This window comes from Brevibacillus massiliensis, assembly GCF_000311785.1.
GTDB lineage: Bacteria > Bacillota > Bacilli > Brevibacillales > Brevibacillaceae > Brevibacillus_C > Brevibacillus_C massiliensis.
Map to the genome: position 1 here is coordinate 171,981 of NZ_HE978538.1, position 12,211 is coordinate 184,191.

Genomic DNA, 12,211 nt, shown 5'->3' on the forward strand with positions numbered 1-12,211 from the left:
AATGTGCGTCCACGGGCTTTTCCCTTGTGCCGGTCAGGCCGAATATTTTGCGAGGGCGATAATCCCCTCGTCGTCATCAAGCACCAGCTCGAGAGCGGCAGAGTACGGATTGCGGTTTAACTGAGTCTGCAGCCAGAGGCGTATCGCCTCCAACAGGTTGGCCTCCACCAGCACCTGCTGACGGCCAGAAACGTAGACTTCGGCTGAAAAGCCGTACTCGTCATCCCAGACCAATTCAACCGTCACTTCTTCGGGCTGAATCTGTCTTTTGTCGGCTACGTACAGACAAACTGCATTCACCAATTCTTGTTCCGATAGTTTTATTGTCTCCATGGGTTAGGTTCCTGCTTTTTCTTTTCGTTTTTGAAGAAAAGGTATATCCTGCGAATGAGCGACACGATCACGACGATTGCCAGGATGTTGATCAGGAAGCCGAGCATTGCACCGAGCATGCCCATATCGCCAAATAAGCTTCCGAACAGCAAGCCGGCCAATCCGCCAAACAGCAGCCCTTTCATGAAGCCGCCGGTATTCGGCGTCGCCGGGGCAGCGTTTTTGGTCTGAGTGTTGGTGCTTTTATTCGTGGTGGCGTTTGTCGTATTCGAGGTTGTTCCCGATGTATTGGTCGTATTCGAGTTAAATGACTTGGTGCCGGATTTGTATACTTTTTTTGCCTCTACATGTCCATAACCAAAACCGCCAGATGCGAAGACTAAGGTAAGCGCCGTAAACAGCATTAGGATTTTTTTCCACATGTTCGCCATATTCCTCTCCTTTTCAGTGCCTCTAATTATATTCTAATATAAATGTTCGTTTATATCAATGCGACAACTTTGCTGTTTTACATTGCCTGATGATTACCGCATCCGATTATTGACATGTGTGTTTAATAAGGTTGGTTTTATGACGTATAATTGTGGTAACAATAAGTACGTTGGAGGGAAATAGCCCAGGCATTGCCGCAGAGATCGCCGATGAGCAGGGGAAGTGTAAACCTCTTCGACCGCAAAACGTACTGCTACCGCGGAGAGTCCAGCGATTGTTTGGCCGAAATAACGTATGACCACCCTGTTTTAAAGGGGATGAGGACGGTTACCGTCTACGGGGAAGAGCTTCACCCGTTCGAGATTATCGCATGTTACCGCCTGATGGATCTGGTTTATTGACTGGCGGCCCTCTTCCCTCGGAAAAAAGCCGCAGAATGGCTGTAAAAAGTTGAACTCTTTGGTTTCAATCGGTATTATTTATTAAAGATAAACTGATGCTAGCGACGATGACTTTTTGTGAAAGGTTGATAAAAGTGGAGAACAAGCCGGCTGTCTCAAATTTTATAAGAAATATTATCATAGAAGATTTACAATCCGGCAAGGTAGATCAAGTGGTCACCCGGTTCCCTCCGGAGCCCAACGGTTACTTGCACATTGGACATGCCAAATCCATCTGCTTGAATTTTGAATTAGCCGACGAGTTCAAAGGGAAGACCCACTTGCGCTTTGACGACACCAATCCGGTAAAAGAAGATGTCGAGTTTGTAGAGTCGATCAAAGAGGATGTAAAATGGCTGGGTTTTGAGTGGGAAGCCTTGTTTTTCGCATCGGATTACTTTGAGGAAATGTACAATAAAGCCGTGCTGCTGATCAAAAAAGGCAAGGCGTACGTTTGCGACCTGTCCGCAGAAGAGATCAGAGCGACCCGCGGCACGCTGACGGAGCCAGGAACAGAGAGCCCGTACCGCAACAGAAGCGTGGAAGAAAACCTGGATTTATTTGAACGGATGCGCAAGGGAGAGTTTGCAGACGGTGAGAAAGTGCTGCGGGCCAAGATCGACATGGCGTCGCCCAACATCAACTTGCGGGACCCGGTTCTGTACCGCATTTCCCACACCCCTCACCACAACACCGGAGACAAGTGGTGCATCTATCCGATGTACGCTTACGCCCATCCGCTGGAAGACGCCTTCGAAGGGGTCACCCATTCCATCTGTACGCTGGAATTTGAGGATCAGCGCCCGCTGTACGATTGGGTCATCCGCGAATGTGAAACAGAACATCAGCCGAGGCAGTACGAGTTTGCCCGGTTAAACCTGACCAACACCGTGATGAGCAAGCGAAAACTAAAGCTGCTCGTCGATGAAAAAGTCGTGGACGGCTGGGATGACCCGCGCATGCCGACCATTTCCGGCCTGCGCAGAAAGGGCTACACGCCCGAGTCGATCCGCAATTTTGTCAGGGAGACGGGCGTCGCCAAGAACTATGGTGTCGTTGATATGAAAATGCTGGAGCATTTTATTCGCGAGGATTTAAAATTAAAGGCTCCGAGAACGATGGCTGTGCTGAGACCGTTGAAGGTAGTCATCACCAACTACCCGGAAGGGCAGATCGAATGGCTCGACGCCGAGATCAATCCGGAAAATCCGGACATGGGCATGCGGCAAATTCCGTTTTCCCGCGAGATCTACATTGAACAGGACGACTTTATGGAAAACCCGCCGAGCAAGTACTTCCGGCTGTTTCCGGGCAACGAAGTAAGGCTGAAGCACGCGTATTTCATCAAGTGCCACGACGTCGTCAAAGACGAGAACGGAAACGTCGTCGAGCTGCACTGCACCTACGACCCGGAAACCAAAAGCGGATCCGGCTTTACCGGCAGAAAGGTAAAAGGGACGATCCACTGGGTAGAGGCTTCGCGGGCGGTCCCTGCTGAATTCCGCTTGTACGAGCCGTTGATTCTCGACGAGGAAGAAGAAGAGGAAGGAAAGACCTTCCTAGACTATATCAACCCGCATTCTTTGGAAGTTGTCAAAGGATTTGTCGAGCCCAATATGAAGGACGCAAAACCGCAAGACAAGTTCCAATTCTTCCGCCACGGCTATTTTAATGTCGATCCGAAGGACACAAGAGACGGACATTTGGTATTCAACCTGATCGTCTCCCTGAAAAGCTCGTTTGAAGTCAAAAAATAAAGAAGGAAACAGGTGAAGGAAGCGGCGAGGCGGCCCGAAAGTGCAACGGCCTCGCCGCTTTGTGGTATGATTACGAAGATAAGGTAAGTTACATATGTGAATGGAGGAACCGGGATGGCAAAACATGTTGCAGACTGTACGACATTGCACAATGGTGTGAAGATGCCCTGGCTTGGACTTGGCGTGTGGAAAGTGACGGATGGGGAACAGGTGGAGCATGCCGTTTCAGCGGCGATTTCAGCCGGTTATCGCAGCATTGATACAGCGGCCGTCTACGGCAATGAAGAAGGGGTAGGCAGAGCGATCGCCGGGTGCGGCGTGCCGCGGGAAGAGCTGTTTATCACTACAAAGGTTTGGAATACGGATCAGGGATACGAGTCGACCCTGCAGGCGTTTGAAGTCAGCCGTAAAAAGCTGGGGCTGGAATACGTCGATCTGTACCTCATTCACTGGCCGGTCAAGGGCAAGTATAAGGACACCTGGCGCGCTTTGGAGAAATTGTACAAAGACGGTTTGGTCCGGGCGATTGGCGTCAGCAACTTCCACGTTCACCACTTGGAGGATTTGCTTGCGGACAGCGAGATCAAGCCGATGGTCGATCAAGTGGAGTACCATCCGCTGCTCTCTCAGCAGGAGCTTCGTTCCTTCTGCCGCAGCCAGCAGATCCAGCTGGAGGCCTGGAGTCCGCTGATGCAGGGCAATCTGGACAATCCCACCCTTGCAGAACTGGGCAAAAAATACGGAAAGTCGCCGGCACAGATCGTCCTGCGCTGGGACCTGCAAAATGAAGTCGTCACGATTCCGAAGTCGGTCAATGAAAAGCGGATTATCGAGAACAAAGATATTTTTGATTTCGAACTCTCCGCAGAAGACATGGAGAAAATCAATCAGCTCAATCAGAACAAACGCTTTGGGGCTGACCCGGACAACTTTAATTTCTAACAGGGGATAAAAGACCGTTCTGCCGCCTGAAAATGGCTGGTAGACGGTCTTTTTCTGTTTCTTGGGAAACGCAAAAAGGAGATATAACGTATAAGTAAGGGAACGGATTAAACACAAGAAAGGATAGGGAGATGCCAAATCAAGCCGTTGTAGAGTTAAGAAATGTTTCAAAAAGTATCGGGCGCAAGCAAATTATCAAGAATCTCTCCTTTTCCGTCCGGCGGGGAGAGGTGTACGGGTTTTTGGGCCCCAACGGTTCCGGGAAGACGATGACGATCCGGATGATCGTGGGCTTGATCTCTATCACCAAGGGAGAAATCTACATCGAAGGCCACAGCATCAAAAGAGAGCGGGGCAAGGCCCTGGCTCATGTCGGTGCGATTGTGGAGAATCCAGAGCTGTACCAATACATGAGCGGAATGAAGAACCTGATCCACTTCGCCCGGATGAGCGAAACGCCGGTCAGCGAGGAGAGGATCGAAGAGATCGTCAGGCTGGTCGAACTGGAGGATGCGATTCATCAAAAGGTCAAAACGTATTCCTTGGGGATGAGACAGCGCCTGGGGATCGCGCAGGCCCTGCTGCATCGGCCCTCTGTTTTGATCCTGGACGAGCCGACCAACGGCCTCGACCCCAAAGGGATTCGCCAACTGCGTGACTACCTGCGTAAATTAGCAAAAGAGGAGGACATCGCGATAGTCGTATCCAGCCATCTGCTGCCCGAAGTGGAGTTGATGTGTGACCGGGTCGTGATCATTCAAGACGGGGAATTCGTGGCCGAGAGGGTGCTGAATCGCAGTGAGAAGGCGGCGGTAGATCGACTGCCGGTCGTGTTTGAAGTAGATGACGCCGGCAAGGCTGCAAAACTGCTGTCCATGTACGGGATGGTACGGTCGGACGAGAACAGCGTAACGGTTGAGGCCCAGAAGGAAGAAGTTCCGGAAATCATCAGTCTGTTCGTCGGCAATGGCGTGAAAATCTATCAGATCACGACGCTCACCCAATCGCTGGAAGACATGTTCCTGGATTTGACCGAAGGAGGAACCCGTTCATGAGATTTCTCCGACTCATCCAAAATGAAATGATGAAAATTCACAGCAAACGCAATAGTTGGTTTTACTACTTGTTTTTAGTGATGGGTGTCATCGCCTCTGCGATCCTGATGAAGTACATGATCCCGGCTGCCGGGGAAACGATCAACTTCGTAGAGTTCAGCAATTATATGAAAATGGCTTTGGCTCCCTTCATTACCATCTTCGCGGTGGTGATGGGGGCGCAGACGATCACGGAGGAATTTAAAGACGGCACGATCAAACAGTTGTTGATTCGCCCTGCCAGCAGGACGGCGGTGCTGTTGTCCAAGTACGTGAGCATTATCCTGATCGTCCTGATCGCGTACGCTGTCTTGCTGTTCGTCAGCCTGTTGACGGGCGTGGTTCTCTTTGGGACAAGCTCGCCGGGAGATGTCAGCTTCGCGATTCTTTACAAAAAGATCTTGTACGATTTGCCGGGAATGCTGTTTATCATGACGCTCTCGTTTTTCCTGGCAGTCGTATTTCGCGGCATTGGCCTCGCGATCAGCGTTGCAATCATCGCCAATTTTATCGGAGGCTTGCTGATTACCATGCTGTCCAAATACGCTTGGGCCAAGTACATCATATTTGCCAACACGGATTTGACCGTGTACGACCCCGACCCGCTGATCAATAGCGGCATGCAGCCTCCCTTTGCCGGGATGACTCTCGGGTTTTCGCTGGCGGTCATCCTGGCCTACATCGTTGTGCTGCTGATCGTCGCCGACCTGATCTTTGTCAAGCGGGATATTCGCTGACAGCTATTGTTAACAGTTTGTAACTACTTTTTCGGCCGGCCCTTTTACAATGGAAATGGTCAAGAGAGATAGATGGGAGGACAATGTTATGAAGAAGATCGTAAATATCGCGCCTGCATTCGCCCTGAGCGGGGCAATGCTGGCGGCAGCGGGTTTGGGGAGCATTCCGGTCAATGCGATGGCCACGAATGCGGTCATGCAAAACCTGGAAAAGAACAGTCTGTTCACGATGAACGGCATCTCGGCCAAGGACGGCATGTACGTGCTTGACTGGCTCCAGGACGATGTGACCGGTGACGGAGAGCCGGATACCGTAGTGCTGATCGGGCATAAGGACAAGCCGGAGGACATCTTCGTTCAGGATATCAAACTGGTGCTCAGCGACGGGAAGACAAAGAAGTCCACGACAGTCTCTGTCGGCGAGGCGAACAGCGGCTATGAGCCGAATCTGACGGCCGTTACCCTTGGCGAGAGCGGCGAACGCGATCTGCTGGTCACCATGCCGACCGGCGGCAGCGGGGGGGTCAATACATACGGCCTGATCAGCTTTAAAGACGGCGTCGGCAAACCGGTCGTCGCCCAGGAGCAGCTAAACGCGGGCTTGAAGTTCGAAGTGAAGTTTATCGACCAGTTTCAAGCGAAGATCACGGAGCAAAAGACCAAAACCGAGACGACAGTCGACATCAGTGAAGGCAGGGAAGGCTACATCGAAGCGGGCATTTACGACAAGGACGGCAAGCTGAAACAGGAGGTAGCGGGATTTTCCAATGGCTTCAGCCAGCTTGCCCCCGTCTGGCAGCCGGATGGAACGTTCCTGCTGGAAGGCGTCCAGGCGATTTCCGGCCAGTACAACGCCGACAAGATCGCCGTGGCTGCTTCCGCCTGGAAACTGGAAGAAGGCAAGCTCGTCCCGGTGAGCGTCGATATAAACAGCATCAACAGGGACAACATCCCGTCGCCCAACTACCAGGCGGGGACACCGTTCAATGACAAGTCCGTCATCCTCGACACCCGGTACGCCGATGTGACCGGTGACGGCGTGCGTGACGACGTGCTGCTCGTCGGTGAGCGGGAAAAAGACAGCATCTACACAACCAATCTGCGCGTCGTGGTGGAAGACGGCAAGACCAAACAGCGTGTGGAACAATCGGTCGGAGAGGACAACGGCGGTTACGGGCCGACACTGTTTATCGGCCGGTTCGATGACGGCAAGGCCAAGAACGTGCTTGTGTCAATGGCAACAGGCGGCAGCGGTGGAACTTCGATATACAGCCTGCTTCGCTTTACGGACAACAAGCCGGCCCAACTGATCGCCCAGGACAAGTTGAACGCGGGACTCCAATACGATGTGCAGTTTCAAGACCAATACAAGGTAGAAGTCGTCAACAAAGTGACGAAAAAACAAGCGACGATCGACCTCAGCAAGAATAAGGACGAGTACATCGAAATGGGTATCTACGACAAATCGGGCAAACTGCTGAAGGCGACGGAAGGTATGGTGGACGGGTTTGGCCTGCGGCAGCCGGTCGACCTCGCCCCGAACAAAGACGGCGTCTACGAACTGCGCGGCATGCAGCGCATCTCCGGGGCCTATCACGCCGACGGCCTGGCGACGGCGGTATCCACCTGGTCGGTCAAAGGCGGGGAACTGAAGCTTGTGGATGAGTCGATCGTTCCGCTAAAACGATAAACTTGCTTCAAACAAGGACCGGCACTCACAAAACGTGAGGCCGGTCCTTGTTCATGTTCATTACCAGGCGGCCACGGCTCCATCAGTTCTGAAGTCGGTTCCGCCGCTTAAAACGCCGTTCTCGTCCCGCACGATCACCTGGCCGCGGCCAAATCCGCCGGAGCCCAGCGGACGCTTGATGTCGTGTCCCCTCCGGGCCAGATTGAGCGCGATGTGCTCAGGAAAATGCGGCTCCAGTTCTACCGTTTTGCCCTCGATCCACTGCCATCTCGGCGCATCCAAAGCAGCTTGCGGGTTTAGTCCGAAATCGATCAGGTTCATCGCCACCTGGACGTGACCCTGCGGCTGCATGAAACCGCCCATCACCCCGAACGGTCCGACAGGCTTGCCCTCTTTCGTCAGGAAGCCCGGGATGATCGTGTGGTACGTCTGCTTGCCCGGCTCCAGCCGGTTGTCGTGGGACGGATCGAGCGAGAAGTTGTGACCCCTGTTTTGCATCGCGATGCCCGTACCCGGGATGACAATGCCGGAGCCGAAGCCCATGTAGTTGCTCTGGATAAAGGAGACCATGTTTCCCTCGCTATCGGCTGTCGCCAGATAGACGGTGCCGCTTCTGGCCGGTTCGCCCGGCTCAGGCTGCAGCGCTTCCTCGCCGATCAGGGCCCGCCTTGAGGCAGCGTACGTGTCGGACAAGAGCCCCTCGACCGTTACAGACATTTTATCTGCCTGGGTGATGTACTTTAACCCGTCGATAAAAGCCAGTTTCATCGCTTCGATCTGCTTGTGGTAGGTCTCGGTCAAATCCTTTGCCGCAAATTCATATCCCTTCAATATATTGAGGGCCATCAGGGCGACGAGGCCTTGGCCGTTGGGCGGGATTTCCCAGACGTCATAGCCTTTGTAGTTGACGCTGATCGGCTTGACCCACTTCGGCGAATACGCAGCCAGATCTTCCTTGGAGAGAAAGCCGCCGTGCTGCCTGGAAAAGGCGTCGATTTTTTCAGCCAGTTCGCCGCGATAGAACGATTCTGCTTTCGTCTCGGCAATGCTTCGCAGCGTTTTGGCGTGATCGGGCGAACTCCAGATCTCGCCGATGCGCGGAGCCCGCCCTTTTGGCGCGAAGGTCTTGAACCAGTGTTCGAATTCGGCTCCATCGAGCGCTTTGGTAAACTTGTTGTAGGCCAATTCCCAATATTTACCTAACGTTGGAGAAAGCGGGTAGCCGTTCTCCGCGTATTCAATCGCGGGCCGCAGCACTTCTGTCAGCGGAAGTCTGCCAAATCGCTCAGACAGTGCCGCCCAAGCGGACGGAGCACCGGGAACGGTTACCGGGATCCAGCCATAGGTAGGGATTTTGTCATGTCCTGCCTGTTTCACCGCTTCGATCGAAATGCTCTTGGGGGCGGGGCCGCTGGCATTCAGCCCGTGCAGCTCTCCCTTCGTCCAGACGAGCGCAAAGGCATCCCCGCCGATTCCGTTGGAGGTAGGCTCGACGACAGTCAGACAGGCTGCTGTAGCGATAGCAGCGTCGATGGCATTGCCGCCGCGCTTGAGAATTTCCAACCCGGCCTGGGCGGCAAGCGGCTGTGAGGTAGCCACCATACCGTTCCTGGCGTAGGTTGCGGTGCGTTGCGAAGGATATGGGTATGTGAGTGGATCGAACTGTATCATATGCTGCCTCCCTAAAAAAGATTAATGTAAAAATACGACACCGTATACCATCGCCCCTGCGATCACGACAGCAGGATGGATTTTTCTGTTCTCCAAGAAGAAAAAGGCGGCTGCCGCGAGAATCAGCGTGTGCACCCAACCAATCTGCTCAATCGAGCCTTGGATAAACTCGTAGGCCAGGATCCCCAGCATGACGGCGACGATCGAGCGAACGGACTGAGTCATCGCCTTGATTTGCGGGGCTTTTTGAAACACGTTCATAAAACCCAGCAGCAGGATCATCGCGATCGCTGTCGGAGCCACGGTAGCGATTAGCCCGACGACAGCTCCCGGCACACCCGCCACCTCGTAACCGATGTAACCGGCCAGCTTTGTTGAGATAGGGCTGGGCAGAGCGTTGGCGACAGCCAGGATTTCGCCGAATTCCTGGTTGGTCAGCCAATGGTAGTGATTGACGACTTCATTTTGAACGAGCGGAATACCGGGCGGGCCGCCGCCGTACCCCAATATATTCGCAATAAAAAAGGCCCAAAAGATCTGCAAGTAAATCATAGTTGGCGAGAACTCCTTTGTTCCTTGGCCTTTTGCTGTTTCGCATGCCAAGTGGAGTAGAGGAAGGCACCCAACAAGATGACGGCCACCAGCAGGCCGGGATGGATGTCAAGCAGAAGCAGCCCGACGATGGACAATGCAAGCAATCCAAGATAGCCGCTCTTTTTCTGGGCCCCTTTCCAGCCTTTGATAAAGAATTCGTAAGTGAGCGTGATCATCATCACGGCGATGACCGGCTGGATGGCTTGGATCATCCCGTTAACGGTGCTGGAATTCTTCAGGACGCTGACGAACTGCATCAAAACGACCATGCCGATGACGACTGGCAAGGAAACGGCTGTTATCGCGACCGTCGCGCCCAGCCAGGCCTTCATTTTGTACCCGACGTAAGCGGCCATTTTCGTCGCGATCGGTCCCGGCAGTGCATTTCCCAAAGCGTAGTAGTCTGCAAACTCTTCTGCGGAAACCCAATTGTACTTTTTTACACATTCTGCATGGACGAGCGGAATCATCGTCGGGCCGCCGCCGTAACCGAAGATTCCGATGCGGAAGAAAGCGAGAAACAACTGCCAGTAAATCATTTTGAAAATCCTCTCTGCCAGGTAATCAGCGGCCCTTCAGCAAGTGGCAAGAAACCAACTGGCCGTCTCCAATATCCTGCAAGTGCGGGACCGCTGTTTTGCACTCCTCGGTGGCATGGATGCATCGGGGGTGGAACGTACATCCGCTTGGCGGATTTGCGGGGCTGGGAAGATCGCCCTTTAGGATAATTCTCTCGCGCTTCACATTCGGATTGGCCTGCGGGACAGCGGAGAGAAGAGCTTGCGTATAGGGATGGCTCGGGTTCTTAAAGAGTGTCTGCTTGTCGGCTATTTCAACGACGCGGCCCAAATACATCACGGCAACGCGGTCGCAAATATGCTTGACGACCGAAAGATCATGCGAGATAAACAGCAGGGTCAGGTTGAAGTCTTTCTTCAAGTCTTTTAAAAGATTCAAGATTTGCGATTGAATCGAGACGTCCAGTGCAGAGACCGGTTCGTCGGCAATGATCAGTTTTGGCTTCAGGACGAGTGCCCGGGCGATCCCGATGCGCTGCCGCTGTCCGCCGGAGAAATCGTGAGGATGGCGGTTCAGGTGTTCTTTCTGCAAACCGACTACCTCGATGATTTCTTCTACCGTTTTGAGCCGCTCCGCCTTCGTGCCGATTCCGTGGACCTCAAGCGACTCCAGCAGGATCTGCTTGATCGTCTGCCGCGGGTTCAGCGAAGCGAAGGGGTCCTGAAACACCATCTGAATATCTTTTCTGGTGCGGCGCATCTCTTCTTTGCTGAGCCTGGCCAGGTCCTTGCCGTTAAACCAGACTTCTCCGGCGGTCGGCTCCAACAGACGCAGAATGGTTCTGCCTGTCGTCGATTTGCCGCAGCCGGATTCCCCGACGATCCCGACGGTTTCACCGGGATAAACAGTCAGGTCGATCCCGTCGACCGCGCGGACATAGCCAGTCGTTTTCTTCAAGGCTCCTGAGCGAATCGGGAAGTACTTTTGCAGGCCTTTTACTTCCAATAGCGGTTCCATTTTATTCATCCACCTCCACGTACAGCCAGCAGCGGCATTTGTGATCATCGAGTGAAAGCAGCTCCGGAGGATGTTCGTGGCAGACCGGCATCGCCTTGCTGCACCTTGGAGCGAAGCGGCAGCCTTTTGGCATCTGGTGGGTGAGGGGCACCGAACCCGGAATCGTCTCCAGGTATTCCCGTTCGTCTTCCAGATCGGGAATGGAGTTCATCAAGCCGATCGTGTAGGGATGCTTCGGGTCTTCGAACAGGCTTTTGACATCTGCCTCTTCGACGACCTGGCCCGCGTACATCACGATCACCCGGTCGCACATTTCAGCTACTACCCCAAGGTCGTGAGTGATCAGCATGATCGAGGTGCCAGTCTTTTCCTTCAATTCCTGCATCAATTCGAGGATTTGCGCCTGAATCGTCACGTCAAGCGCTGTCGTCGGTTCATCGGCGATGATCAGTTTGGGATCGCAGGCCATCGCCATGGCGATCATCACCCGCTGCCTCATCCCTCCGGACAATTGGTGCGGATATTCGCCGTATATTTCATCAGCGCGAGGCATGCCAACTGCCTTCAGCATATCGATGGCCCGCTTTTTCGCCTCTTCCCTGGAGATTTTCCGGTGATGGAGAATGGCTTCTTCGATCTGTTTTCCCACGGTGTGGAGCGGGTTGAGCGAGGTCATCGGCTCCTGGAAGATCATCGCGATCTCGTTGCCGCGAATCTTCTGCATCTGTTTTTCCGTCAGCTCCAACAGGTTTTTGCCTTCAAACAGCACTTTTCCTTCCGGTGATCCGTTTGACGGGAGCAGCCGCATGATGGAGAGGCTGGTCATGCTTTTACCGCAACCGGACTCACCGACAACCCCAAGTGTCTCGCCTTGCCGAATGACAAAATCAACACCATCTACCACAGCCACTTTGCCGTGATCCGTTTTGAACCGGGTTTTCAGTTGTTGTACCTCTAAGATGGCGGTCATCCTCCCCACTCCTTT

At 53.5% G+C, this 12,211-nt stretch carries 13 protein-coding genes; 6 read left to right on the forward strand and 7 right to left on the reverse strand.

The features are described 5' to 3' along the window. Positions 1-33: 33 nt before the first annotated feature. Together HGBM_RS10040 and HGBM_RS10045 are read right to left on the reverse strand one after the other, a co-directional pair. Entirely contained in the window at positions 34-333 is a 300-nt protein-coding gene (locus HGBM_RS10040) for a YxcD family protein (protein WP_019120974.1), read from the reverse strand. Next, on the reverse strand, positions 321-764 hold the full coding sequence (locus tag HGBM_RS10045; RefSeq protein WP_019120975.1) for a hypothetical protein: 444 nt from the start codon (positions 762-764) through the stop codon (positions 321-323). The genes HGBM_RS10040 and HGBM_RS10045 overlap by 13 nt, the downstream gene beginning before the upstream one ends. 210 nt (positions 765-974) lie before the next feature. Here HGBM_RS10045 and HGBM_RS10050 point away from each other — a divergent pair, with 210 nt between their 5' ends. From HGBM_RS10050 to HGBM_RS10075, 6 genes are all read left to right on the forward strand, one after another. Next, a complete protein-coding gene (locus HGBM_RS10050) occupies positions 975-1,166 on the forward strand; it encodes a hypothetical protein (RefSeq protein WP_019120976.1) in 192 nt (63 codons plus the stop codon). Between the two features lie 107 nt (positions 1,167-1,273). Then, on the forward strand, positions 1,274-2,962 hold the full coding sequence (locus tag HGBM_RS10055; protein ID WP_173391382.1) for a glutamine--tRNA ligase/YqeY domain fusion protein: 1,689 nt from the start codon (positions 1,274-1,276) through the stop codon (positions 2,960-2,962). 114 nt (positions 2,963-3,076) lie between these two features. Next, positions 3,077-3,904 (forward strand): aldo/keto reductase, encoded by an 828-nt coding sequence (locus HGBM_RS10060; RefSeq protein WP_019120978.1) that lies wholly within the window; start codon positions 3,077-3,079, stop codon positions 3,902-3,904. Positions 3,905-4,035: 131 nt separating this feature from the next. Next, positions 4,036-4,959 carry an ABC transporter ATP-binding protein gene (locus HGBM_RS10065; RefSeq protein WP_019120979.1) on the forward strand — a complete coding sequence of 308 codons (924 nt, stop codon included), beginning with the start codon at positions 4,036-4,038 and terminating at the stop codon, positions 4,957-4,959. Beyond that, complete coding sequence (locus tag HGBM_RS10070; protein ID WP_019120980.1) at positions 4,956-5,735, forward strand: ABC transporter permease; 780 nt, start codon at positions 4,956-4,958, stop codon at positions 5,733-5,735. The genes HGBM_RS10065 and HGBM_RS10070 overlap by 4 nt, the downstream gene beginning before the upstream one ends. 88 nt (positions 5,736-5,823) lie before the next feature. Next, positions 5,824-7,425 carry a hypothetical protein gene (locus tag HGBM_RS10075; RefSeq protein ID WP_019120981.1) on the forward strand — a complete coding sequence of 534 codons (1,602 nt, stop codon included), beginning with the start codon at positions 5,824-5,826 and terminating at the stop codon, positions 7,423-7,425. 60 nt (positions 7,426-7,485) lie between these two features. Here HGBM_RS10075 and HGBM_RS10080 read toward each other — a convergent pair whose 3' ends face one another. The 5 genes from HGBM_RS10080 to HGBM_RS10100 are packed head-to-tail and all read right to left on the reverse strand — an operon-like array spanning position 7,486 to position 12,196. Further along, positions 7,486-9,096 carry a gamma-glutamyltransferase family protein gene (locus tag HGBM_RS10080; protein WP_019120982.1) on the reverse strand — a complete coding sequence of 537 codons (1,611 nt, stop codon included), beginning with the start codon at positions 9,094-9,096 and terminating at the stop codon, positions 7,486-7,488. Positions 9,097-9,117: 21 nt separating this feature from the next. Continuing rightward, positions 9,118-9,648 carry a chromate transporter gene (locus HGBM_RS10085; RefSeq protein ID WP_019120983.1) on the reverse strand — a complete coding sequence of 177 codons (531 nt, stop codon included), beginning with the start codon at positions 9,646-9,648 and terminating at the stop codon, positions 9,118-9,120. Further along, entirely contained in the window at positions 9,645-10,229 is a 585-nt protein-coding gene (locus HGBM_RS10090) for a chromate transporter (protein WP_019120984.1), read from the reverse strand. The genes HGBM_RS10085 and HGBM_RS10090 overlap by 4 nt, the downstream gene beginning before the upstream one ends. Positions 10,230-10,254: 25 nt before the next feature. Continuing rightward, positions 10,255-11,226: an ABC transporter ATP-binding protein gene (locus tag HGBM_RS10095; RefSeq protein ID WP_019120985.1), complete on the reverse strand. Its 972-nt coding sequence runs from the start codon at positions 11,224-11,226 to the stop codon at positions 10,255-10,257. A gap of 1 nt (position 11,227) precedes the next feature. After that, complete coding sequence (locus HGBM_RS10100) at positions 11,228-12,196, reverse strand: ABC transporter ATP-binding protein (RefSeq protein ID WP_019120986.1); 969 nt, start codon at positions 12,194-12,196, stop codon at positions 11,228-11,230. Positions 12,197-12,211 lie beyond the last annotated feature (15 nt).

Excerpts from the sequence above, each read along its gene's own strand:
- HGBM_RS10040 (WP_019120974.1), bottom strand. The coding sequence starts at position 333 with ATGGAGACAATAAAACTATCGGAACAAGAATTGGTGAATGCAGTTTGT.
- HGBM_RS10045 (WP_019120975.1), bottom strand. The coding sequence starts at position 764 with ATGGCGAACATGTGGAAAAAAATCCTAATGCTGTTTACGGCGCTTACC.
- HGBM_RS10050 (WP_019120976.1), top strand. The coding sequence starts at position 975 with ATGAGCAGGGGAAGTGTAAACCTCTTCGACCGCAAAACGTACTGCTAC.
- HGBM_RS10055 (WP_173391382.1), top strand. The coding sequence starts at position 1,274 with ATGACTTTTTGTGAAAGGTTGATAAAAGTGGAGAACAAGCCGGCTGTC.
- HGBM_RS10060 (WP_019120978.1), top strand. The coding sequence starts at position 3,077 with ATGGCAAAACATGTTGCAGACTGTACGACATTGCACAATGGTGTGAAG.
- HGBM_RS10065 (WP_019120979.1), top strand. The coding sequence starts at position 4,036 with ATGCCAAATCAAGCCGTTGTAGAGTTAAGAAATGTTTCAAAAAGTATC.
- HGBM_RS10070 (WP_019120980.1), top strand. The coding sequence starts at position 4,956 with ATGAGATTTCTCCGACTCATCCAAAATGAAATGATGAAAATTCACAGC.
- HGBM_RS10075 (WP_019120981.1), top strand. The coding sequence starts at position 5,824 with ATGAAGAAGATCGTAAATATCGCGCCTGCATTCGCCCTGAGCGGGGCA.
- HGBM_RS10080 (WP_019120982.1), bottom strand. The coding sequence starts at position 9,096 with ATGATACAGTTCGATCCACTCACATACCCATATCCTTCGCAACGCACC.
- HGBM_RS10085 (WP_019120983.1), bottom strand. The coding sequence starts at position 9,648 with ATGATTTACTTGCAGATCTTTTGGGCCTTTTTTATTGCGAATATATTG.
- HGBM_RS10090 (WP_019120984.1), bottom strand. The coding sequence starts at position 10,229 with ATGATTTACTGGCAGTTGTTTCTCGCTTTCTTCCGCATCGGAATCTTC.
- HGBM_RS10095 (WP_019120985.1), bottom strand. The coding sequence starts at position 11,226 with ATGGAACCGCTATTGGAAGTAAAAGGCCTGCAAAAGTACTTCCCGATT.
- HGBM_RS10100 (WP_019120986.1), bottom strand. The coding sequence starts at position 12,196 with ATGACCGCCATCTTAGAGGTACAACAACTGAAAACCCGGTTCAAAACG.